This window comes from Limnohabitans sp. B9-3 (assembly GCF_002778325.1).
In the GTDB taxonomy this organism is placed as follows: domain Bacteria; phylum Pseudomonadota; class Gammaproteobacteria; order Burkholderiales; family Burkholderiaceae_C; genus Limnohabitans; species Limnohabitans kasalickyi.
Genome location: NZ_NESI01000005.1, coordinates 113,978 through 136,663, shown reverse-complemented (window position 1 = coordinate 136,663; position 22,686 = coordinate 113,978). Strand labels below are relative to the sequence as shown.

At 56.8% G+C, this 22,686-nt stretch carries 26 protein-coding genes; 7 read left to right on the top strand and 19 right to left on the bottom strand.

Features of this window, described 5'->3' with window-relative positions; all coding sequences use genetic code 11:
* Positions 1–2: 2 nt before the first annotated feature.
* From B9Z42_RS09765 to B9Z42_RS09730, 8 genes are all read right to left on the bottom strand, one after another.
* Positions 3–899 (bottom strand): branched-chain amino acid ABC transporter permease, encoded by an 897-nt coding sequence (locus B9Z42_RS09765; RefSeq protein WP_100133188.1) that lies wholly within the window; start codon positions 897–899, stop codon positions 3–5.
* Between the two features lie 11 nt (positions 900–910).
* Positions 911–2,215: an ABC transporter substrate-binding protein gene (locus B9Z42_RS09760; RefSeq protein WP_199172018.1), complete on the bottom strand. Its 1,305-nt coding sequence runs from the start codon at positions 2,213–2,215 to the stop codon at positions 911–913.
* 86 nt (positions 2,216–2,301) lie between these two features.
* On the bottom strand, positions 2,302–3,006 hold the full coding sequence (locus B9Z42_RS09755; protein WP_100133187.1) for a glutathione binding-like protein: 705 nt from the start codon (positions 3,004–3,006) through the stop codon (positions 2,302–2,304).
* Positions 3,007–3,015: 9 nt separating this feature from the next.
* Positions 3,016–4,278 carry an acyl-CoA dehydrogenase family protein gene (locus B9Z42_RS09750; RefSeq protein ID WP_100133186.1) on the bottom strand — a complete coding sequence of 421 codons (1,263 nt, stop codon included), beginning with the start codon at positions 4,276–4,278 and terminating at the stop codon, positions 3,016–3,018.
* A 39-nt stretch (positions 4,279–4,317) separates the two neighbouring features.
* Entirely contained in the window at positions 4,318–5,403 is a 1,086-nt protein-coding gene (locus B9Z42_RS09745; RefSeq protein ID WP_100133185.1) for a phosphotransferase, read from the bottom strand.
* A 13-nt stretch (positions 5,404–5,416) separates the two neighbouring features.
* Complete coding sequence (locus B9Z42_RS09740; RefSeq protein ID WP_100133184.1) at positions 5,417–6,136, bottom strand: Crp/Fnr family transcriptional regulator; 720 nt, start codon at positions 6,134–6,136, stop codon at positions 5,417–5,419.
* A gap of 83 nt (positions 6,137–6,219) precedes the next feature.
* Entirely contained in the window at positions 6,220–6,999 is a 780-nt protein-coding gene (locus tag B9Z42_RS09735; RefSeq protein ID WP_100133183.1) for an oxepin-CoA hydrolase, alternative type, read from the bottom strand.
* On the bottom strand, positions 7,000–8,520 hold the full coding sequence (locus B9Z42_RS09730; protein WP_100133182.1) for a 3-hydroxyacyl-CoA dehydrogenase: 1,521 nt from the start codon (positions 8,518–8,520) through the stop codon (positions 7,000–7,002). It abuts the gene before it with no gap.
* A gap of 131 nt (positions 8,521–8,651) precedes the next feature.
* On the opposite strand from B9Z42_RS09730, the gene B9Z42_RS09725 reads away from it, so the two are divergent.
* A complete protein-coding gene (locus B9Z42_RS09725; RefSeq protein ID WP_100133181.1) occupies positions 8,652–9,323 on the top strand; it encodes a glutathione S-transferase in 672 nt (223 codons plus the stop codon).
* A 79-nt stretch (positions 9,324–9,402) separates the two neighbouring features.
* Here B9Z42_RS09725 and B9Z42_RS09720 read toward each other — a convergent pair whose 3' ends face one another.
* Together B9Z42_RS09720 and B9Z42_RS09715 are read right to left on the bottom strand one after the other, a co-directional pair.
* On the bottom strand, positions 9,403–10,575 hold the full coding sequence (locus tag B9Z42_RS09720; protein WP_199172017.1) for an MFS transporter: 1,173 nt from the start codon (positions 10,573–10,575) through the stop codon (positions 9,403–9,405).
* A 23-nt stretch (positions 10,576–10,598) separates the two neighbouring features.
* Entirely contained in the window at positions 10,599–11,606 is a 1,008-nt protein-coding gene (locus B9Z42_RS09715) for a D-2-hydroxyacid dehydrogenase family protein (protein WP_100133180.1), read from the bottom strand.
* Between the two features lie 52 nt (positions 11,607–11,658).
* On the opposite strand from B9Z42_RS09715, the gene B9Z42_RS09710 reads away from it, so the two are divergent.
* A complete protein-coding gene (locus tag B9Z42_RS09710) occupies positions 11,659–12,174 on the top strand; it encodes a DUF1993 family protein (protein WP_100133179.1) in 516 nt (171 codons plus the stop codon).
* 23 nt (positions 12,175–12,197) lie between these two features.
* On the opposite strand, the gene B9Z42_RS09705 is transcribed toward B9Z42_RS09710, so the two are convergent.
* Together B9Z42_RS09705 and lexA are read right to left on the bottom strand one after the other, a co-directional pair.
* The gene (locus B9Z42_RS09705) at positions 12,198–12,437 is read right to left on the bottom strand and encodes a hypothetical protein (RefSeq protein WP_100133178.1); all 240 of its coding nucleotides are present in this window, start codon (positions 12,435–12,437) and stop codon (positions 12,198–12,200) included.
* A gap of 13 nt (positions 12,438–12,450) precedes the next feature.
* Positions 12,451–13,116: a transcriptional repressor LexA gene (gene lexA, locus B9Z42_RS09700; RefSeq protein ID WP_100133177.1), complete on the bottom strand. Its 666-nt coding sequence runs from the start codon at positions 13,114–13,116 to the stop codon at positions 12,451–12,453.
* Positions 13,117–13,208: 92 nt separating this feature from the next.
* On the opposite strand from lexA, the gene B9Z42_RS09695 reads away from it, so the two are divergent.
* A complete protein-coding gene (locus tag B9Z42_RS09695; protein WP_100133176.1) occupies positions 13,209–14,165 on the top strand; it encodes an asparaginase in 957 nt (318 codons plus the stop codon).
* A 96-nt stretch (positions 14,166–14,261) separates the two neighbouring features.
* On the opposite strand, the gene adk is transcribed toward B9Z42_RS09695, so the two are convergent.
* The 6 genes from adk to B9Z42_RS09665 form a co-directional block, all read right to left on the bottom strand.
* Positions 14,262–14,918: an adenylate kinase gene (adk, locus tag B9Z42_RS09690; RefSeq protein WP_100133175.1), complete on the bottom strand. Its 657-nt coding sequence runs from the start codon at positions 14,916–14,918 to the stop codon at positions 14,262–14,264.
* Between the two features lie 72 nt (positions 14,919–14,990).
* A complete protein-coding gene (gene kdsB, locus B9Z42_RS09685; RefSeq protein ID WP_100133174.1) occupies positions 14,991–15,743 on the bottom strand; it encodes a 3-deoxy-manno-octulosonate cytidylyltransferase in 753 nt (250 codons plus the stop codon).
* The gene (locus tag B9Z42_RS09680) at positions 15,743–15,925 is read right to left on the bottom strand and encodes a Trm112 family protein (RefSeq protein WP_100133173.1); all 183 of its coding nucleotides are present in this window, start codon (positions 15,923–15,925) and stop codon (positions 15,743–15,745) included. The genes kdsB and B9Z42_RS09680 overlap by 1 nt, the downstream gene beginning before the upstream one ends.
* Complete coding sequence (gene lpxK, locus B9Z42_RS09675) at positions 15,915–16,988, bottom strand: tetraacyldisaccharide 4'-kinase (protein ID WP_233203596.1); 1,074 nt, start codon at positions 16,986–16,988, stop codon at positions 15,915–15,917. Before lpxK ends, B9Z42_RS09680 begins: the two co-directional genes overlap by 11 nt.
* A gap of 53 nt (positions 16,989–17,041) precedes the next feature.
* Positions 17,042–17,467, bottom strand: a complete 426-nt coding sequence (locus B9Z42_RS09670; protein WP_100133172.1) for a biopolymer transporter ExbD — start codon at positions 17,465–17,467, stop codon at positions 17,042–17,044.
* A gap of 10 nt (positions 17,468–17,477) precedes the next feature.
* Entirely contained in the window at positions 17,478–18,110 is a 633-nt protein-coding gene (locus B9Z42_RS09665; protein WP_100133171.1) for a MotA/TolQ/ExbB proton channel family protein, read from the bottom strand.
* Positions 18,111–18,361: 251 nt separating this feature from the next.
* Between B9Z42_RS09665 and xseA the strand changes: the two genes are divergently transcribed.
* Together xseA and B9Z42_RS16445 are read left to right on the top strand one after the other, a co-directional pair.
* Complete coding sequence (gene xseA, locus B9Z42_RS09660; protein WP_233203595.1) at positions 18,362–19,645, top strand: exodeoxyribonuclease VII large subunit; 1,284 nt, start codon at positions 18,362–18,364, stop codon at positions 19,643–19,645.
* 48 nt (positions 19,646–19,693) lie between these two features.
* On the top strand, positions 19,694–20,275 hold the full coding sequence (locus B9Z42_RS16445; protein ID WP_233203594.1) for a superoxide dismutase: 582 nt from the start codon (positions 19,694–19,696) through the stop codon (positions 20,273–20,275).
* A 54-nt stretch (positions 20,276–20,329) separates the two neighbouring features.
* On the opposite strand, the gene B9Z42_RS09655 is transcribed toward B9Z42_RS16445, so the two are convergent.
* On the bottom strand, positions 20,330–20,773 hold the full coding sequence (locus B9Z42_RS09655; protein WP_100133170.1) for a DUF192 domain-containing protein: 444 nt from the start codon (positions 20,771–20,773) through the stop codon (positions 20,330–20,332).
* Positions 20,774–20,902: 129 nt separating this feature from the next.
* On the opposite strand from B9Z42_RS09655, the gene icd reads away from it, so the two are divergent.
* Positions 20,903–22,159, top strand: a complete 1,257-nt coding sequence (gene icd, locus B9Z42_RS09650) for an NADP-dependent isocitrate dehydrogenase (protein WP_100133169.1) — start codon at positions 20,903–20,905, stop codon at positions 22,157–22,159.
* Between the two features lie 81 nt (positions 22,160–22,240).
* Entirely contained in the window at positions 22,241–22,588 is a 348-nt protein-coding gene (gene clpS, locus B9Z42_RS09645) for an ATP-dependent Clp protease adapter ClpS (protein WP_100133168.1), read from the top strand.
* The last annotated feature ends 98 nt before the right edge of the window (positions 22,589–22,686 follow it).

Here is a 22,686-nt window from a genome sequence, read left to right as displayed (position 1 = left end):
GGTCAAATTTTTCGTGCTTGGATGCGTTGAAATAAGCCTTCGGGTTTCACCACCAAAACCAAAGCCATCACAACGTAGATAGAAAACAACTCGGCCACTGGGACCACGTGAACAGCGAATGCGCGGGCCAAACCCACGATCAAAGCGCCAATCGCTGCCCCTTCAATGCTGCCTAGTCCGCCAATGATGACCACCGCAAATGAGACGATGATCACGCCAACAGACAGCCCCGGTTGCACTGAAATCATAGGAGCGGTGAAAGCGCCGCCGAGTGCTGCTAAAAACACCCCCACACCAAATGCCAACATGTAAACCTTGGACACCTTCACGCCCATACTGCTGGCAATTTCAGGGCTGTGAATGACAGCAGTCACGATCTTGCCTTGGCGTGTGCGGTTCAAGCCAAACCACACCACCGAGCCCACAATCACGGCAATCACGATCAGCAAGAAGTCATAGCCCACGTAAATTTGTTTGCCAATTTCGACGTTGCCAAACAAACTGTAGGGTTCAGAGACGTAATAAGGATTGGCTCCCCAAATGAGTTTGGTGATGTCTTCCATGCACAAGAAAAGCGCATAGGTGACCAGCACCAAGAGCACTTCGTCGTGACCATAAAAGAATCTGAGCAAACCTTTTTCGGTCAATGGTGCGACCAAAACGGCTATCGCGATCGCCGCCATGAACATGGCCACCAAGGTCCAGCCTGGTGCCCACTGCATGGTGGCGACCCAACCGACAAACGTGGCGGCTGCGTAGGCGCCGAGGGCATAAAAACTGCCGTGAGCGATGTTGAGAATTTTCAACACCCCAAACACCAGCGTTAAGCCCAAGGCGACAATAAACAGCCACGACGCATAGGTCAAGCCATCAATGAAAATGGTGATGGCAAGTTCCATGCGCTACTCCTTCAATTGCACTTCGCGCCAGGAAATCCGGCCTTCAGCCAGTCCTCAGACTTCATGTTGGCGGGTGGGTTGACGCAGTCAGCAGGGAAGCGTTGGATGTCTTCGATCATCACCATCTTCTTTGCTGCGTCCCAACGTGTGCGGCCAATCGCTGTTTCTTGAACGGCTTGGTTACCGCCACCCAAGGTCATGCGAATTTTGCCGGCAGGAGAATCCCACTCGCTGTTTTTCAGCGCCGCTGCCAATTGCTCAGGCGTCGGCTTTTTGCCACCGTTAGCAGCCATGGCCTTTTCAACAGCCAATTTCAAACCTAACAGCGCTTGGGCCATGCGGTAGGGGGCTTGCACGGGGTAAACGTTGTTGGCTTTTTGGTAGGTCTCCCACCACCAGTCGTTCAGTGCTGATTTAGGTGCCATCAAGCCATAAGCGCCACGCGCACCCAAGATGGTGCCGTCAGGTACTTTTTCGCCCAAGGTTGGCAACACATGGTCACCCGCAGACAAAACCACTTGAGAACGCTTGAACAAACCGCGTGGTGCTGACTGCATGATGAGCGCTTGCAAATCACCGCCCCACAAACTGGAATGCACCAAGTCCGCTGGTTTGGCCATCAAGGCTGAAATTTCAGTGCCGTATTGACCCGCGCCAAATTTGGGCAGCAAGTCTTCGCCTGGCTTGGCGTCTGGATACAACTTCTCCATCGTCAGCATGAAGTCTTTGCGTGAGTCTTGGCCCCACGCATAGTCTTGGTTGATCATGTTGAAGCTCTTGACCGGAACGTTGCGAGCCTTCAAGTAACGTGCCAAGGCCACGTTGTCCATCGTGGCGTGAGCCGCTGTGCGGAACACGTAGTTGTACTTGCCGTCTTCAAAAATACGAGGCGTGCCGCAGTCGTACAAGATCAAAAACTTCTTCATCTCTTCGGCGACTGGTGCAACGGCCAAGCAGTCGCCTGATCCGACGTAACCCACCACGGCATCGACTTTGTCGCGGTCATACAAGTTGCGCAGCTCTTGCACTTGTTTGGTGGCGCCACCGTTTTCATCAACGTAAATGGGTTCGATGGTCAAGCCACCAAAACCTTTTTTGTTGTAAGGCGCAGGTGCCTGACCTTTGTTGAAGGCATCGACCAATACCTTGGCACCGTTGACCGCTGGAATGCCAAAACTTTCCGCCGCTTGGCCCGATAAAAAACTCACCACACCGACCTTGAAGGTCTCTTGTGCCGAGGCACCGAATGTGGACGCTACGAGCGCTGTGGCCAGCGCGATGCTGCGCCATGGCATTTTGGATTGAGGGGTCATCATCTGCGGAGTCTCCTTAAGTTGGGTGCGCGAACTATCAACCGAATTCAAGGGTTCTCTGAGGGGGCTAACCCTAGTGAGGTGTTGCCTTAGCGACTCTTGTATTGACCCTTGCCAAACAAAATTTCTTTGGCTTTGTCGTCGTGGAGGGGCTTGCGCAAATCGGCCAGCACTTGCACGCCGCGTTGCACGGCAGGGCGCGCGGCAATCGTGTCGAACCATTGCTTGAGCACGGGGTAATCGGCCCAATCGATGCCTTGGTTTTGCCAGCTGCGCAGCCACGGGAAAATGGCAATGTCGGCAATGCTGTAGGTGTTGCCAGCGATGTACTTGGTCTTTTCGAGTTGCTTGTTCATCACCCCATACAAGCGCTTGGCTTCGTTGGAGTAGCGGTCGTACGCGTAGTCAATTTTTTCGGGGGCGTAAATGCGAAAGTGATGCGCTTGACCCAGCATGGGGCCAACGCCGCCCATTTGGAACATCAACCACTGCATCACCTCAAACTTAGCGCGGTCGCTCTTGGGTAAAAACTTACCCGTCTTGGCCGCCAAGTACAACAAAATCGCACCTGATTCAAACAGGCTGATGGGTTTGCCATCTGGCCCATTTGGATCGACCATGGCGGGGATTTTGTTGTTCGGACTGATCTTCAAAAACTCAGGGGTGAACTGGTCGCCTTGCCCGATGTTGATCGGATGGGCTAACCAGTCACGCCCTAGTCGAAAACCACACTCTTCGAGCATGACGTGGACCTTGTGGCCATTGGGCGTGGGCCATGAGTAAATGTCGATCATCGTGTGTCCTTAAGAGCCGCGTGTGATGGGCATTTCAACGTCTTGTGGCGCTGAAGCAATGTGGCGTGCCAGCTCGAGCTTGGCGATGGCATTGCGGTGCACCTCATCAGGACCGTCGGCCAAACGCAGGGTGCGTTGATGCGCATACGAGTAGGCCAATGGGAAGTCGTCGCTCACGCCGCCTGCGCCGTGCGCTTGAATGGCCCAGTCGATGATTTGGGTGGCCATGTTGGGGGCAATCACCTTGATCATGGCGATCTCTGCGCGGGCCACTTTGTTGCCCACGGTGTCCATCATGTAAGCCGCTTTGAGGGTGAGCAAACGGGCTTGCTCGATCATGATGCGTGCATCGGCCAAGCGCTCGTGCCACACGCCTTGTGCGGACACGGGTTTGCCAAATGCCACGCGGCTGTTCAGGCGACGGCACATCAATTCCATGGCGCGCTCTGCGGCACCGATGGTGCGCATGCAATGGTGAATGCGTCCAGGGCCTAAGCGACCTTGTGCAATCTCAAAACCACGACCCTCACCCAGCAGCATGTTGCCCACTGGCACGCGCACGTTGGTCAAGGTCACTTCCATGTGGCCGTGGGGTGCATCGTCGTAACCAAACACGGTCAAGGGGCGCACCACTTTCACACCAGGTGTGTTGGCGGGCACGATGATCATGCTTTGCTGTGAGTGGCGAGGTGCCTCGGGGTCTGTTTTGCCCATCACGATGTAGACCGCGCAACGGGGGTCACCCGCGCCCGAACTCCACCACTTGGTGCCGTTGATCACGTACTCGTCGCCATCGCGCTCAATGCGGCATTGGACGTTGGTGGCATCAGACGAAGCAACAGCGGGTTCGGTCATCAAAAATGCAGAGCGTATCTCGCCGCGGAGCAAAGGCTCTAACCATTCGTCTTTGAGTTCTTCGCTTGCATAGCGCTCAAAGGTTTCCATGTTGCCGGTGTCGGGGGCCGAGCAGTTGAAAATTTCTGCGGCAAAAGGCACGCGGCCCATGATTTCGCACAGCGGTGCGTATTCCAAGTTGGTCAGACCTTGAGGTGCACGTGGGCTATGTGGCAAAAACAAATTCCACAAACCAGCAGCGCGGGCTTTGGGCTTGAGTTCTTCCACGATCTTGGTGGGAATCCAAGCATTGCCGTTGGCACGGTTTTCGGCGATCTCTGCAAAGAAACGTTTTTCGTTCGGGTAAATGTGCTCGTCCATGAAGGCGAGCAAGCGCGCTTGCATGTCCTTGACTTTGTCGGTGTAGTCGAAATTCATGAAGGTCTCCTTGGGGTGAAATAGAAGTTGTTTTAAAAGTTAGGCGAGTTGTGCAAATTTCCAAGCCAATTCGGCCATGGGGCGCGCACCTGCGCCTGATGCTTTGGCCTGCGCGCTCGAAGCCGTTCCAGCCTCCACACGTTTGGCGATACCCTGCAAGATGGCCGCGATGCGGAACATGTTGTAGGCCAAATAAAAATTCCAGTCGGCCTTGAGGTCGTTCGGAGTGGCCAAGCCCGTGCGGTCGCAATAGCGGTGGATGTATTCGGACTCTGTGGGAATGCCCAGAGACGCCACGTCCACACCGCCCAAACCACGGAACGTGCCCGGTGGAATGTGCCACGCCATGCAGTGGTAACTGAAGTCAGCCAGTGGGTGCCCAATGGTGGAGAGCTCCCAATCCAGCACGGCCAACACACGTGGCTCCGTGGGGTGGAACATCAAGTTGTCGAGGCGGTAGTCGCCATGCACGATGCTGATCTTGCTGGCATCGAGGGCACTGGCAGGCATGTTCGCGGGCAGCCATGCCATCAAGTGGTCCATTTCAGGGATGGGCTGCGTGACGGAGGCGACGTACTGTTTGCTCCAGCGACCAATTTGTCGCTCGAAGTAGTTGCCGGCCTTGCCGTAATTGGCGAGGCCACGGTCGGCAAAAGGCACCGTGTGCAAGGCTGCAATGACGCGGTTCATTTCGTCGTAAGTGGCCGCACGCTCAGCGTTGTTCATGCTGGGCAGCGACTGCTCCCACATGACACGGCCTTCGACAAACTCCATCACGTAAAAGGCGCGGCCAATGACCGATTCGTCTTCGCACAACACATGCATTTGTGCCACGGGAACATCGGTGCCGTACAAGCCCTTCATCACAGCGAACTCTCGTTCGACGGCATGGGCCGAGGGCAGCAATTTAGCGACGGGGCCTGGCTTGGCACGCATCACATAACTCTTGGTGGGCGTCACCAATTTGTAGGTGGGGTTAGATTGCCCGCCTTTGAACATTTCAAGCGTCAAGGGACCCTTGAAGCCTGGCATGTTTGCACACAACCAGTCATCGAGCACCGCAGTGTCGACGCTGTGCGCCTCACTCACGGGCCGGGTTCCAACAAAGTTATCGTCCCGGCTCATGCGTGGGCTCCTGTCAGTGATCGGCTTCGCTGATGTGCAGCAAGGCCTCTCGGTTGCGAATCACCAAGCCACCTGGCTCGATGCGAATAGCTTCCTCGCGCTCCATGGCTTTGAGCTCTTGGTTCACGCGTTGGCGTGAGGCCCCCAAAAGCTGCGCCAATTCTTCTTGCGCCAAATGCAAACCAATGCGAATCTCTTCGCCGTGCGTCAAACTCTGCACCCCGTAGCTGCGTGCCAAATGCAGCAGTTGCTTGGCCAAGCGTGAACGCAAGGGCAGGGTGTTGAGGTCTTCCACCAAACCAAACAACTGACGAATGCGACGTGCTTGCAAGCGCAGCATGGCTTCGTAAAATTCCACGTGCTGCGTGAGGATTTTTTGAAAGTCTGCTTTGGCCACACAAAGAATCGTGGTGTCGCCGTGCGCGTACGTATCGTGTGTGCGTCGATCCCCGTCCAAGATCGCCACGTCGCCAAACCAAATGCCAGGCTCCACATACGTGAAGGTGATTTGTTTGCCCGACAGCGATGTCGAGCTCACGCGCACCGCGCCTTTGGCGCACGCCATCCACTCCTCGGGCGCGTCGCCGCGCGCCGCGATCAAGTCGCCGTCTTTGCATCGTTTGACATAAGCGCATCGAAGAATGTCGTGTCGTAGTGAAGGTGAGAGAGATGAAAACCATCGACCTGAGTTGATGGCCTCGCGTTCTTCGATGTTAAGAATTGGATCGTCCATAGCCTGTCTTTTGTGTGACCTGAAAGTGAGAATTAGTCGCCCGTGTGACCCGCATGCTGTCGCGCGTGCGGCGGTGCTTGCGTTTATTTGTAGACCGGTTTTTCTTTGTTAAGAAATGCAGCGATGCCGATGCCTGCGTTCGGGTGGTGCAAGTTGTTCACGAAGAAATCGCGCTCTTGCGCCAAGTGCGTGGTGAGGTTGTGTGTGCCCGCATCGTTGATCAATTCTTTGATGCTGCTCATGGCGTTGGGCGCGCGTGCGTTGATGCGATCGGCCAACTGCAAGGCGTCTGTCAAAGCGTGGCCAGGTTCGCTGATGCGGTTGACCAAACCCAGCGCTTGTAAGCGCTCAGCACCGATGCGTTCACCCAACAGCAACAACTCGGAGGCCAGTTGACGCGGCAGGCTTTGGCTCAAGCTCCAACTGCCGCCGCCATCTGGCGAGAGCGCGATGCTGCTATAGGCCATCACAAAGATACTGTCGCGTGCTGCCACGATCATGTCGCACATCAAAGCCAGTGAAAAGCCTGCGCCTGCGGCCGCACCTTCGACCGCGGCAATCACGGGCTTGGGGCAGGTGCGGATGGCTTCCATCCAACTGTGCAAGCCTTCGATGCTTTGGGCTTGCGCCTCGCGCGGTTTGTCACGGTTGCCTTGCAAGCGCTGCAAATTGCCGCCTGCACAAAAGTGGCTGCCTTCGCCGGTGATGATGACGCTGCGAATTTCGGAGTTGGTCTCCGCCACGTTCAGCGCTTCAATGCCTGCGGCATACATGTCGGGGCCGAGCGCGTTGCGCATGGCGGGGTCGGACAGCGTCAAGATCAGGGTTTGACCATGGCTGGTACTTTTGAGTTGGGCTGTCATTTAAGACTCAACGTGGGTCAGGCTCAGGCCAATCGCGCCACGGCGGCGCAGCCATGGGCTGGGGCGATAACGTGGGTCGCCGTAAACGGTTTGCACGTTGAACAGCACTTCCAAAATCTCGGTCGGGCCAAACTTGTCACCCATCATCAAAGGACCCATGGGGTAACCCAAGCCGAGGGTGACAGCCGTCTCTAAATCTTGTGGGCTGCAAATGCCTTGCTGGCAAATGTCACAGGCAATGTTGACGATGTTTGCCACCACCCGTTGCGTGACAAAACCACCGCTGTCGCGAATCACGCTGACCGCTTTGCCATCGCGGGCAAAGAGGGCGTGTGCCGCATCGCGCATGTCACTGCGTGTGGCGGGGTTGGTGGCGAGCACGCGGCGCTTGGTGAGTTTGTCATCGATCAGCAGGTCGATGCCGACAGTGCGAGAAGGATCAAGGCGCTCAATGATGGCGACGGTGGTCACATCAAAACCCAACGGCGCCACGATGGACAGTGCTTGCGCCGAAGGCGAGGCACCGGTTTCGATCTTGGCGCCCAAGTCTTTCAGCAATTGAAGCAACTCAGAGCGACGCGCAGCACGGCTAGACAACCAAACCGGTGGCATGTCAGCCACCACAGGCACGGCAGGCTCAGGCGCAATTTGTGCCACACCGGCTATGTATTTGTAAAAGCCTTCGCCGACTTTTTTACCCACCACTCCACCTGCTAAACGCTGAGCAGTGATGACGCTGGGGCGGTAACGTGGTTCCTCGTAATACTGTTGGTAGATGGACTCCATCACCGGATGCGACACATCAAGTGCAGTCAAATCCATCAACTCGAAGGGGCCTAATTTGAAGCCCACTTGGTCTTTCAAAATGCGGTCAATCGTGGCGAAGTCAGCAATGTTTTCCGACACGATGCGAAGTGCCTCGGTGCCATAGCCACGTCCTGCGTGGTTGACGATGAAGCCTGGTGTGTCTTGGGCTTGCACGGGGGTGTGGCCCATTTGTTTGGCATAAGCGGCCAAGTCTTGGCAAATGCTGGGTTTGGTTTTGAGGCCGGCAATCACCTCGACCACTTTCATGAGTGGCACGGGGTTGAAGAAGTGGTAGCCCGCAAATTGCTCAGGCCGCTTAAGTGCTGCTGCGATGGCTGTGACGGACAGCGAAGAGGTGTTGGTTACCAGCACGGCGGTGGGTTGCACCAAGGCTTCGAGTTCGGCAAAGAACGATTTTTTGATGTCCAAGCGCTCCACAATGGCTTCCACCACCAGGTCGCAATCGGCCAAATCGCTCAAAGCGGAGGCGCCTTGCAGTTGTGATTTGTAGAGCGCCGCTTGTTCGGGTGTGATGCGGTTTTTCTCGGCCAGTTTGTCCCACTGTGCGCCCATGGCTTGTGTGGCGTGGGTCACGGCGGCGGCTTGTGTGTCGAATAATTTGACGGTGCTGCCTGCTTGGGCAGCGATTTGTGCAATGCCTCGGCCCATGGCGCCAGCACCCACAACCCCTACGGTTTTATAAATGGAATTCATCCAAATATTATGACTGAGCGACGAGCGTTTTTTGAGCTGCGCCTGCGCGACACACCGAGGGTTAAGGCTAAGCGTTTCCCCTTGGATGCTGTGCAAGAATAATTTGAACTTATTCATTTTGGAGCGCTTTCATGACTCTCAAACTCTGCGGCTTTTCGGTCAGCAACTATTACAACAAGCTCAAAATTCAATTGCTGGAGAAGGGTGTTGCGTTCGAAGAAGACTTGGTCTGGGTGAATCCTATCGATCCGGCCACCTTGTTGCGTTCTCCCATGGGCAAAGTGCCTTTTTTAGACACGCCTCAAGGATGCATCACCGAATCGGCTGTTTGTGCCGAATACATCGAGCAGGCTTACCCCCAGCATGCTTTGTTGCCTGCCGATCCAATGGCCGCAGCCAAGGTGCGTGAGCTGATCACATACCTAGAGCTGCACATTGAGCTGGTTGCCCGTGAGTTGTACCCACAAGCCTTTTTTGGCGGCAAGGTGAGCGAAGGCACTCAAGAGCGTGTGCGCAAGCAACTTGCTAAGGGCGTGGAGGGCTTCACCAAGTTGGCCAAGTTTTCGCCTTATGTTGCGGGTGACACCTTCACGTTGGCCGATTGCTCTGCGATCGTGCATTTGCCTTTGGCTAGCCTAGCCAGCAAATTGGTGTTGGGCGAAGATTTGTTGGCGGGCTTGCCCGTCAAAGAGTACGGCAAGCAAATGGCCGAACGTGCCTCGGTGCAAAAAGTCAATGCTGACCGCAAAGAAGGCACGGCCTTGATGGCAGCGCGTTACGCGAAGTTGTCGTCGGGTGGTTAATCACCAAGCGGCTCAACGCACAGGCGCAAGCAGCGCCGTATGCAAGCAGGGCTAAACACGATCCCTTTGCGTTGAAGCCCTAAGTCACGCGAGCGCGATGGGCTCTGCGTGTGGCGCGCGCCGCCAGCAGGCTCACAACCAAGGCGAGCAACACGCCGATCCAACCAAACCAATGCAGTTCGGCCATGCCGTCGTGGGTGATGAGCCATGCACCGCCCGCTGAGCCAATGGCTTGGCCAAGGTAAATGGCAGAGGTGTTCAAAGCCACAGAGCCTGACGCGAGTTCGGGCGAGATTTGAATCAGCCGCGCTTGCTGTGCCGAGTTGGCGGCAAACATGCCCAACCCCCAAGGTGTCAAGATCAAGGCGGCCAGCCATAAGTTGTGCCCCAGTGGCCACAGCAACAAGCTGAACGACATCAGCAGCAAGCAGAAGTTCACGGCTTTGGCCGCACCCACGCGGTCCACCTTGCGCGACAACAGCATGTTGCCCACAAGACCGCAGGCGCCGAACCAACCAAATAACAGACTCAAGTCTGTAGGTGACGTGTTCAAAGTTTGTTTGAAGTAGGGTGCAAAGTAGGCCGTCAGCACAAACTGGCCAGAGGCGCTGATGACGGTCACCAACACGGTGTACATCAAGGGTTTCGAGCTGAGAGTTTGTCGCCACGCAGCCAACGACATCACGGGCGGCTGAAGCCCGTTGGGTAACACGCACCACACCCAAGCCGCGCTGATCAGCGACAACACGGACAGTGTGCCAAACACCGTGCGCCAACCGTAAACCTCGCCCATCCAGGCGGCAATCGGCATGCCTACCACCGACGCAACCGACCAACCTAAAAAGACAAAGGTGATGGCACGTCCACGTCGTTCAGGCGCTGTCAATTGCCCAATGCAGGCTGCAGCTTGCGGTGTGAAGATGGCAGGGGCGACCATGGCCAGCACGCGTACCCAAAGAATTTCGTTGAACCCGGGCATCACCAAGGTCAGTGCGTGCGTGGCGCCGTACCACAGCATGACCCATGTCAACAGCTTACGACGGTCGTGTTTGGCCAAAACGGTGGCAAAAATGGGGGCGCTCAAACACATCAGCACCGAACCCGCCGTGATCAAAAAGCCGGCTTGTGCCACCGACACTTGAAGGTCGTGGCTGATGTCGTTGAGTGAGCCCGGCACCATCAACACGCCGAAGCCGATGACAAAGTTGCCGAACAGGAAACACCACAGCACAGCGGGCGAGGCGCGGTGCATCAACAAACTTTCATGGGTGATGTTTACCGACGAACCTGAAGCGCGCCAGGATTCACGATGTTGGTGGGGGTGCCTTTGATGAAGTTCACCACGTTGTCAAACGCGGTGCCAAAGTACAACTCGTAGCTGTCTTGCTCGACGTAGCCAATGTGTGGCGTGCAAATGCAATTTTCCAAACGCAAGAGCGCGTGGCCCTGCAAAATGGGTTCGCTTTCAAACACGTCAATGGCGGCCATGCCGGGGCGGCCACGGTTGAGGCCAGCCAACAAAGCGTCGGGCTCAATCAACTCAGCGCGCGAGGTGTTCACCAGCAACGAGGTGGGTTTCATGCGCGTCAAATCGGCCAAGGTGACGATGCCACGCGTGGTGTCCGTTAAGCGCAAATGCAGGCTGAGGATGTCGGCTTCCTCAAAGAAGGCTTCGCGTGACTCGGCAATGTTCAAGCCGTCTTTGGCGCCCAATTCGCGAGAGGCTTCGCTGCCCCACAGCAAAACGCGCATGCCAAAAGCCTTGCCATAGCCGGCGAGCAATTGACCAATCTTGCCGTAACCCCAAATGCCTAAGGTCTTGCCGCGCAAGACTTGACCCAAACCAAAGTTGTTGGGCATGGAGCCCGCTTTCAGACCCGCTTGTTGCCAAGCGCCGTGTTTCAAATGCGTGATGTATTGCGGAATGCGTCGCATGGCCGCCATGATCAGCGCCCACGTCAACTCAGCGGGCGCCGTGGGTGAGCCCGTGCCCTCGGCGACCACAATGCCGCGTTCGGTGCAAGCGGCCATGTCGATGTGACCACTGACTTTGCCGGTTTGCGAAATCATTTTGAGTTTGGGCAGCTTTTCGATCAGCTGGCGTGTGATCTGCGTGCGTTCGCGAATCAGCACCAAAATTTCGGCGTCTTTGAGACGCACAGACAGTTGGCCCACACCTTTGATGGTGTTGGTGTAAACCTTGGCTGGGTAAGCTTCTAATTTGGAGGCGCAAGGCAGCTTGCGTACGACATCTTGGTAGTCGTCTAGGATGACAATGTTCATCCCCCAATTGTGCCTTGTCCCTATCTTGGGATTTTTGATTCCGGAGTAATTTATGACCATCTCGATGTCGTCGGCAAGCTTGCCTGTCTTTCAAACCGCGCTGACCAACCTCAGCCACTTGTTGGCCAAGGGCCAAGCCCATGCGGATGCTAAAAAGTTTGATTCTTTGGTGTTGGCGCAATACCGTTTGGCACCCGACATGCTGCCGTTCACGCGCCAAGTGTTGATTGCGTGCGATGCGGCCAAACTCTGCGTCGCGCGACTGGCTGGGCTAGAGGCTCCCAAGTTTGACGACACCGAAACCACGCTGGCTGATTTGATCGGCCGAATTCAAAAAACCTTGGAATGGTTGCAAACAGTGCCCGCTTCGGCTTTGGATGGCACTGAAGCCAAGAGCATCACCTTCCCCATGGGCAAAGACAAAACGCGCACCATGCTGGGCGAGGATTACCTCAAACACTGGGCCATCCCGAACGTGTTCTTTCACGTCACCACGGCCTACGTGATCTTGCGACACAACGGGGTCGACGTGGGCAAGGGTGACTTTTTGCTGGGCTCCAACGCTTAAGGGCTTAGCCACCCGCCACTGATTCAGTGGCGGCTTTCCAATTCGGCCAAACGGTCGAGTTCGGCGCACACATCGGCCATGCGGCCTGAAATCACCATACGACCTGCACTGTGGCGATTTTGTTGGGCATCGACCACGCGAGCCACACGCAAAGGTAAGTGGCGAGTGGCGGTGCTCTGTAAAGCTTGGGCGGGCAAAAAGCCACGGACAACGTTTTGCAGCGGATTCAGGAGGCGGTAAGCGCCAAAAATTGCGAGGCTCATGGTCGTACTTTCTTTACATCAACATGGTGCTGCGAATCAGGCCCACAGCGAGGCCTTCGATTTCAAAGGGCTCACCGGGTTCGACCACGATGGTCTTGAAGTCGGGGTTTTCTGGCAATAACTCAATGCGGTCTGGGGTGCGGCGGTAGCGCTTGACGGTCACGTCATCGCCCAAGCGGGCCACCACGATTTGGCCGTTTTTGGCATCGCGGGTCGATTGCACAGCGAGCAAGTCGCCGTCCATGATGCCGGCGTCACGCATAGACATGCCCCGCACGCGCAACAAGTAATCGGGCTTGCGCTGGAACAAGCTGCTCTCCACGTAATAGGTCTGGTCCACATGCTCTTGGGCCAAGATGGGCGAGCCAGCGGCCACGCGCCCCACCAAGGGCAGCGAAAATCCAGAAATGGTTTGGTTGATCGTGTTGGCCATGTTGTCTTGCATGGCGCGCAGGTTGTTGCCTTTGAGGCGAATGCCGCGTGAAGTGCCGCTGACCAATTCGATTGCGCCTTTGCGGGCCAAGGCTTGCAAATGCTCTTCAGCCGCGTTGGCGGATTTAAAACCCAGCTCATTGGCAATTTCTGCACGGGTAGGGGGTGAGCCGGTGTTGGCGATGGCCGATTGAATCAGCTCCAGAATTTGCTGCTGGCGGGGCGTAAGTTTTGGCATCTCGATCATCGTTGCGACTCCTGCACAATGGGGGTGGACTGGTTAAGCTGTTTGGGCATCCAGTACCTGTATTTTTAACCAGTTTTTGAGTTCTGCACCACATGAATGGAAAAAAAAGTCAAAAAGTTGTGGTTTTAGCCACAGGCGGCACCATCGCCGGCACAGCGGCCAACGGCAGTGACCACACCGGTTATACCGCTGCGCAGCTGGGCGTACAGCATTTGCTCGACGCCATTCCCACGTTGAATGACGCCCTGCAAGGTGACGTTTTGGTGTGCGAGCAAGTCGTCCAGCTCGACAGCAAAGACATGGACCACGCCACGTGGCAGACACTCGCCCAGCGTTGTGCGTACTGGCTGTCTCAGCCCGATGTGGGCGGCATCGTCATCACCCACGGCACCGATACGTTAGAAGAAACCGCGTGGTTTTTACAAATGGTGTTGGGTCCGACCAAGCCAGTGGTGCTCACCTGTGCCATGCGCCCAGCTACAGCGCTGATGCCTGATGGCCCACAAAACTTATGGGATGCCATCGCTGTAGCGCGCGATGTCATGGTGCACGGTGTGATGGCTGTTTGCGCAGGTCGGATTCACAGCGCGCGCGATGTTCAAAAGGTTCATACCTACCGACTTGATGCTTTCAGCTCTGGCGACGCAGGCCCGCGTGGTTGGGTCGAGCAGGGGCGCGTGCGCTGGGCCGATCCTGGTAGTTGGCCTTTGAAGCATGCCAACGCCCACCAGGTGCTCGAGCGTCCTGTCGCCCAATGGCCTTGGGTGGCCGTGTTGCACAACCACGCGAATCCTGATGCCCGCCAAGTGCATGCTTTGATGGCGGCTGGCGTGCAAGGCATTGTGTTAGCTGGCACGGGCAACGGCACCGTGCATCACAGCTTGTTGGCAGCGCTGACCCAAGCGCAAGATCAAGGTGTGGCCGTGCGCTTGACCACCCGCTGCGCCGAAGGGCAAATCGTGGGGGCGGTCTCTGAATTGCCAACTGCGCCGCGTGGCTTGAATGCGTTCAAGGCGCGGGTCAGTTTGATGCTGGATTTGATGGGCTAAGTCCGCCGAGTAAGGCTTTCAAAGAAAGCGCATGTTGATCCAAAAACCACAAAGCCCCGCATTGCGGGGCTTTGTAGTTTGAAAAACTGAAAAGAATCAGTTAGCCAGAGCTGCAAACGCCCGTGTGGTGATCTCTTCCACGCTGCCTGTGCCGCTGATGGCGCGGTACTGGGGGGCCGCGGTGGCGTCAGCCTTGGCCCAGTTCGAGTAATAGTCCACCAAGGGGCGGGTTTGGTCGCTGTAGACCTGCAGGCGTTTTTTGACGGTTTCTTCTTGGTCGTCGGCCCGTTGCACCAGAGCTTCACCGGTCACATCGTCCACGCCTTCGACTTTGGGTGGGTTGAATTTAACGTGGTAAGTGCGACCGCTGGCCACGTGGGCACGGCGACCGCTCATGCGTTCGATGATGGCATCGAAAGGCACGTCGATTTCAAGCACGAAGTCCAGTTTCACGCCGGCTGCTTTCATGGCATCGGCTTGAGGAATGGTGCGGGGGAAACCGTCGAACAAAAAGCCTTGTGCGCAATCGGCTTGTGTGATGCGTTCTTTCACCAAGTTGATGATCAGGTCATCGCTGACCAAACCACCCGCATCCATCACTTTTTTGGCTTCGATGCCCAAAGGGGTGCCAGCTTTGACGGCTGCACGAAGCATGTCACCTGTAGAAATCTGGGGAATGCCATACTTTTGGCAAATGAAAGTGGCCTGAGTACCCTTACCGGCACCTGGTGCACCCAACAGAATCAGTCTCATGCTTTGTGTCCTAATGATGAATTAGTGTTGATATTTTGAAGTCAAGGATAGCATGCGTACCCCCCAGAATGCTTACGCCTGCGCTTCAAAGTGGGCGCGAACCCGTGTCAAGTCTTCGGGCGTGTCGACGCCGGGACCTGGCGAATGTGGGCTGATGTGCACCGCAATGCGATGCCCGTGCCACATGGCGCGCAATTGCTCCAGCGATTCGGTCACTTCCAGCGGCGAAATCGCCAACTTGGGGAATTCACGCAAAAACCCCACGCGGTAGCCGTACAAACCCACATGACGCAGTGGGGCGGGGTCCGGCAGAGCCGTGATGCCGCCATCGCGCCACCAAGCAATCGGAGCACGGCTGAAATACAGCGCGGTGTTGCGGGCGTCGAGCACCACTTTCACCACGTTGGGGTTGGCAAAGTCGGCCACGTTATCGATGGCGTGGGCCAGCGTGCTCATGCTGCAGTCGTCGCGTTCTTGCAGCAGCTGGGCGGCGGCGTCAATGGAATCGGGGTCGATCAAGGGCTCATCGCCTTGCACGTTCACCACCACGTCGGTGTCGTTCAGGCCCAGCAAGTCGCAGGCTTCGGCCAAACGGTCGCTGCCCGAGGGATGGTCGGTGCGGGTCAGCACGGCTTCGATCTGATGGGCTTGGCAGGCCTGCACGATGCGCGCATCGTCTGCAGCCACCACCACCCGCGAGGCGCTAGACAGCAGCGCACGTTGCGCCACGCGCACCACCATGGGCACACCGCCTAAATCGGCCAAGGGTTTGTCAGGCAAGCGCGAGGAGGCCATGCGGGCCGGAATCAAGACACAAAACGACATCAAAGCCCCAATTCTTCGTCCGTCAGCGTGCGCGCCTCGTTTTCCAGCAAGACCGGAATGCCGTCGCGCACGGGGTAAGCCAAACGCGCGCTGCGCGAGATCAGTTCTTGACGCTCGCGGTCAAATTCGAGCGGGCCTTTGGTGACAGGGCAGACCAAGAGTTCAAGCAATTTAGTGTCCATGGGGTGATGATAACTTTGGGTTCTTCGTGGATGGAAGTGCTGTGTCAATGGCCTGCAACAGGGCGCTGGGTAATTCGGTCAAAAGCGGTACCGCCCAAGCTTGCGGGTGTTGGGCCCAGAGTTTGACGGCATCTTTTTCGGTACACAGCACATCGCCCCAAGCTAGGTTGAGGGTGAGGCCGCGCACATCGGCGTGGTCGGGCAGGGCTTGGGTGTGCGCCAGCTGCAGCCCTTGGGCGCGCAGCATGTCAAAAAACACCTCGGGTTTGGCAATGCCCGCCAGCGCTTGCACAGGGGTGTTGACCCAGCTTTGCAAACTGCGTTGGGTGCCGTCGGCTTGTCGTGCAAACGTGGCCAATTCACGGCGCACGGTAAAAGCGCCTGGTGGCGTTTGCCCTGAGGTTTGCACCACCCACATTGGCACATCACGTCTTGTGACGGGGTGCCGCCAAGCGCTGCGTGGCCAAGGCTCGCGCAAGGGTCCGGCAGGTAACAAACAACCGTTGCCAACGCCGCGTTCGTCAAACACGCACAGTTCCAAGTCGCGCGCCAGCAGCCAGTGCTGCAAGCCGTCGTCGCAGACCAATACGTCCACGTCCGGATGTTGTTTCAGTAACGCCAAGCCCGCTGCCGCGCGGTTCGAGCCCACCCAAACCGGCACTTGGCAGTTGCGGGCTATCAGCAAGGGCTCATCACCCACGTCTTGCGCGGCGCTGTCTGGCAGCACGGGGCGAATGTCGGGCTGTTTTTTGTCTGAGTTGGGCAAGCGTCCGTAACCGCGAGACAGCACGCCCACGCGCCAGCCTTGGTGCGTCAGGTGCTGCACCAGCGCCATGACGATGGGGGTTTTGCCCACGCCACCGACCAGCACATTGCCCACCACCAGCACCGGCACAGGCAAAACATGTTGTTTGAACCCCCCCAGCCTGTAGAGCGCTCGCCTGAGCCAAACCAATGCGCCAAAAACCGCACTGATGGGCCAAAGTGCCATCGCCAGCCCACGGTCTTGCGCACGTTGACCGACCCAAGCTTGCATGAGTGCACGGCGCAAGCTGTTCATCATGTGGCCCAAGGCAAAAGGTTTGTCATGGCAAAGGCCTGCGCGCTTGGCAGGGCTCAGTCGGCTTTGGCCGACGACGATTGGGCCGCAAACGTGAGTTGGTTCAAGTTGCTGCGCCTGGCCGCTTCCATCACCATCATCACGGATTGGTGGGGGGCTTGCGCATCGGCGCTGATCACCACCATGGGGTTCTCCACGCCTTGCGACGCGCTCACCATGGCGCGTGACAGGGCGGGTACATCGCGGCCATTCAGGGCTTGGCGGTTCACACTGAACCGCCCATCACGGGTGACGGACACTTTGAGCTCGCGGGGGTGTTGCTGCTTTTGGGCGGTGTCAGCGATTGGCAAATTCATTTGAATTTCGGTGAACTTGCTGTAGGTGGTGGAAAGCATCAAAAAGATCAACACCACCAACAACACGTCAATGAACGGGATCAGGTTGATTTCCGGCTCAGGGCTAGGTGCACGTTGAAACTTCATGACGAGCGGCTCAACGCAGTTTGCTGCGCAAAATCAGCAAATGACGCAGAAAACGGTCTGCATCCAACTCCAAGCCCAGCACATAGGCATCGACGCGGGCGCGGAGGTAGCGCCAAAACATCAGGGCAGGGATGGCCACGATCAAGCCAAACGCCGTGTTGTACAGCGCGATGGAAATGCCGTGCGCCAACTGCACGGGGTTGGCGGCAGCGCCTTGGGCTGATTGCGCGCCAAAAATCTCGATCATGCCCACCACGGTGCCCAACAAACCCAACAGGGGTGCGGCCGACGCAATGGTGGCCAGTGCGCCCAAGTGTTTGTCTAGGGTGTGAGCGGCTTGACGGCCTGCAGCTTCCATGCTCGCGCGCAAATCGTCGTCGCTGATGCGGGGCTCAGCCTGCAAGGTCTGCCAACCGCTGGCCAAAACACCCCCCAAAACGGAGTGTGCGCTGAATTTCATCACCACGTCTTGTGTGGGCAAGCTCTGTTGGGACGCTTGAATGGCCTCGTTCAACAAGCCCACTGGCGCGACCAAGTGGATGCGCAGACTCAGCAAGCGTTCAATGATCACCGCCAACGCCACCACAGAACAGCCCAGCAACGGCCAAATCGGCCAACCTGCCGCTTGTATGATTGAAAACAAACGCTTACTCCCTCTTTAAAACGCAGTCGGATTATCGCTGAGTGAAGATTCACATTTTCTGTGGATAACTTTGTGGGTAAGTTGGTCTGAGACCCGTCCAAACCCGCATGAATACGTGTTTTTGACAGATTGACTGAATTTTCAGCAGTAAAAAACCTAATAAAATCAATCACTTGCTATGAGAAATCGACAATCTTGCAATTTTCGTATTTACGCATTGACCGCTTTTCAAATTTGTGGATGACTGTCGCATGCCCCTCACCGAATCGCCCAGTTTGACGCCCCGAATCTGGGCAGTTGGGGCGCTGTGCCGCGCCGTTGCTGATGCTTTGGAGGCGCGCTTCAACCCCGTCGCCGTGCGCGGCGAGATCACGGGCTTCACGCGTGCCGCCAGCGGTCATTGCTACTTCACCATCAAGGACGCGGGCGGGCAACTGCGCTGCGCCATGTTCAAACGCGCTGCCCAATTGCTCGACTTTCGCCCCGTTGATGGTGAACTGGTCGAGTTGCGCGGTCGCTTGGGTGTGTATGAGCCACGAGGCGAGCTGCAACTGATCGTCGAAAGCTTGCGCCGTGCGGGGCAGGGCGCTTGGTTTGAGCAGTTCTTGCAACTTAAAGCCAAACTTGATGCCGAAGGTTTGTTTGACCCCGACCGCAAACGCCCCATTCGCACCATGCCGCGTCGCATTGGCATCGTCACGTCTTTGGGCGCGGCGGCACTGCACGACGTGTCGACCGCGTTGCAACGCCGTGTTCCGCACATTCCTGTCGTCTTGGCCGCCTCACCCGTGCAAGGGCCTGACGCCGCGCCGGGCTTGGTTAAAGCTTTGCAGCAACTCAGTCAGCAGCCCGAGATGGACGTCATCTTGCTCGTGCGCGGCGGAGGCTCGATGGAAGACCTCTGGGCCTTCAACGACGAAACCCTGGCCCGCACCATCGTCAACAGCCCCGTGCCCATCATTTGTGGCGTGGGCCACGAGACCGACTTCACCATTGCCGATTTTTGTGCCGATCTGCGCGCCCCAACGCCCACGGCTGCCGCAGAAATGTGCGCCTTGCCGCAGGCCGATTTGCTGGCCAACCTCGGCCAATGGCACGCTGCCCTTGAGGGCTTCACCCACCGCTACTTAGACACCCAAGAGCAGCGCCTTGACCGAGCTCAGGCCCGCTTGGGTCGCCCGTCACAGGGCATCACCACCGAAAAAATGCAACTGTTGCGCCTGCAGCAGCGCCTGCACAGTGCCGTGCAAACCCGGACCCAACGTGGCCACAACGACGTCAGCAACTTCGCAGCCCGCTTGACCCGTGGCGTGCAACAGACCCCTGCCAAGGCCCGCGAGCGCTTGCAACGCGCCGCATTGAGACTCGATTTGCTCGATCCAAAGTTGGTCTTGCAACGCGGTTTTGCGTGGCTCAATGACGCGCAAGGCCAGGCCATCACCTCGGTGGACCAAACCCAAGAGGGCCAAGCATTACAGGCCACCCTCGCCGATGGCGTGGTTGATTTGCGGGTTGCTGCACCCAGTCGCATTTAGTTTTTACAATTCAGCTTTCTTGTTCAGATTTTTTACTCAGAGGACTCCATGGAACACACACTCCCCGCACTGCCTTACGCCATCGACGCATTGGCCCCCCACTACTCGCAAGAAACCTTGGAGTTTCACCACGGCAAGCACCACAACGCTTACGTGGTCAACCTGAACAACCTGCAAAAAGGCACCGAATTCGAAGCCATGTCGCTCGAAGAGATCATCAAGAAGTCCAGCGGCGGCGTGTACAACAACTCTGCCCAAATCTGGAACCACACCTTTTTCTGGAATTGCATGAAGCCACAAGGCGGTGGCGAGCCCACAGGTGCCTTGGCTGACGCCATCAACGCCAAATTCGGCAGCTACGCAGCCTTCAAAGAAGCCTTCGTCAAGAGCGCCGTCGGCAACTTCGGTTCGGGCTGGACTTGGTTGGTCAAAAAGGCCGACGGCACCGTTGACATCGTCAACATGGGCGCCGCTGGTACACCTTTGACAACAGGCGACACAGCCTTGTTGACCGTGGACGTGTGGGAACACGCTTACTACATCGACTACCGCAACATGCGCCCCAAGTTCGTTGAGACATTCCTCAGCAACTTGGTGAACTGGTCGTTCGCTGAAGCCAACTTCGCTTAAAGCGCGCTAATTTCTTCAAAAGCCTGCACGCCTTGGCGTGCGGGCTTTTTTTCTTTAAGGCTTAAACGCCACCCCAGCCAATCGGCTGCCCGCCTTCAGCCCTTTTTTTGCAAACCAGCCTTGGTTCATCTCCAGCACAAAGCGCACGGGCTTGGTCGAGCAATGTGAATCGGTGGTTTGGGGCTTCATATCCGCCAAGTTCACGATGGTGCCGTCGTCGGCCACAAAAGCGGCGGTCAGGGGCAGCAGGGTGTTTTTCATCCAAAAACATTGCACGCTGGGTTGTTCGAACACAAACAGCATGCCTTCGTGCGTAGGCATTTCTGCGCGAAACATCAAGCCAATGCTGCGTTGATCAGGCGTTTGCGCTACTTGCACATCCATTTGGTGCATGCCTGCTTGCAGCTTGATGCGGGGCAGGTTGGTTTGGGGCGTGTCTTGGGCGTTGGCTGTTGCGGCGCTCAACGCCATCAGCAAAGTGAGAAAAAGTCGTTTCATAGCTAACAAATATAGCTGAGGCTTGAGGACGTATTTTTCTTCTGCCGACCGCTGGGCTGCGCGTCTCAGTGCGAGTTAGCCTGCACCTAAAATTATCTGACATAACTAAATCTCATCGGAGCTTCTCGCATGTCTTACCAGCACATTCAGGTGCCGACCCAAGGTCAAAAAATCACCGTCAACGCCGACATGTCGCTGAACGTGCCCCATCAGCCCATCGTGCCTTTCATTCAAGGCGATGGCGTTGGCCAAGACGTGACCCCCGTCATGCGCAAAGTGGTCGACGCTGCCATCGCCAAAGCCTACGGCGGTGAGCGCCAAATTCAGTGGATGGAAGTCTTTGCAGGCGAAAAATCCACCCAAATCTACGGCCCCGACGTGTGGCTGCCCCAAGAAACCGTCGACGTTTTGCGCGACTACGTGGTGTCCATCAAAGGTCCGCTCAACACGCCTGTGGGCGGCGGCATTCGTTCCCTCAACGTGGCTCTGCGCCAAGAGCTCGACCTCTACGTGTGCTTACGCCCTGTGCAGTACTTCAAAGGCGTGCCTTCGCCCTTGAAAGAGCCCGAAAAAACCAACATGGTCATCTTCCGAGAGAACTCGGAAGACATCTACGCCGGCATTGAGTTCGCCGCCCAAAGCGACGAAGCCAAAAAGCTCATCGGCTTCTTGGTCAACGACATGGGCGCCACCACCATCCGTTTCCCCAACACCTCGGCCATCGGCATCAAACCCGTGTCCATTGAGGGCACCGAGCGCTTGATTCGCAAAGCCATTCAGTACGCCATCGACCATGACAAACCCAGCGTCACCATCGTGCACAAGGGCAACATCATGAAATTCACCGAAGGTGGTTTCCGTGATTGGGCCATGGCCTTGGCGCAAAAAGAGTTTGGCGCCACCCTCATCGACGGCGGGCCTTGGTGCAAGTTCAAAAACCCCAAAACGGGCCAGCAAATCATCATCAAAGACGTCATTGCTGACGCCTTCTTGCAGCAAGTCTTGATGCGTCCTGCCGAGTACTCAGTTCTGGCCACCCTCAACTTGAACGGCGACTACATCTCTGACGCCGTGGCCGCGCAGGTCGGCGGCATTGGCATCGCCCCCGGCGCCAACCTGTCCGACAGCGTGGCTTGCTTCGAAGCCACCCACGGCACCGCGCCCAAATACGCTGGCAAAGACTACGTCAACCCAGGCTCCATGATCTTGTCAGCAGAGATGATGCTGCGCCATATGGGCTGGACCGAGGCGGCTGATCTGATCATCTCGTCGATGGAAGCCGCCATTGCCAGCCACCGTGTGACCTACGATTTTGCCCGCTTGATGGACGGCGCCACGCAAGTCAGTTGCTCGGGTTTTGGGCAGGTGGTGATCGATAGTATGTAACTGGCAACTCTGGTTTTTGTTTTTAAGCAAAGGGCTAACCAAAGCTAAACCTTTGCTTGGCTGGCCCGATAGAATCAAAAAATGGCCACTCAAAAACCCAACCCCAATGTCCAGATTCCCGACCGTGACGATGGCAACTCGGTCGTTTTAGAACGAAAAACGCTGCGCACCAAGCCGCCGCAGATGTTTCAGGTGCTCATGCTCAACGACGACTTCACGCCTATGGAGTTTGTCGTGATGGTGCTGCAAGAGTTTTTCAGCAAAGACCGTGAGGCCGCCACGCAAATCATGCTGAAAATTCATTTAGACGGCAAAGGCGTGTGCGGCGTGTACAGCAAAGATGTGGCTGCCACCAAGGTCGACCAAGTCATGGATGCCGCCCGCAAGGCTGGCCATCCGTTGCAGTCTGTGGCTGAGCCCATTGAGTAGGTTTTAGCCAAACAATATGTATCTTTTCTGCCAAACAAACAAACCCATTGAATAAACGGGTTTCGTTTCCATATACAGTTGAATCTCAGTTGCAAGCA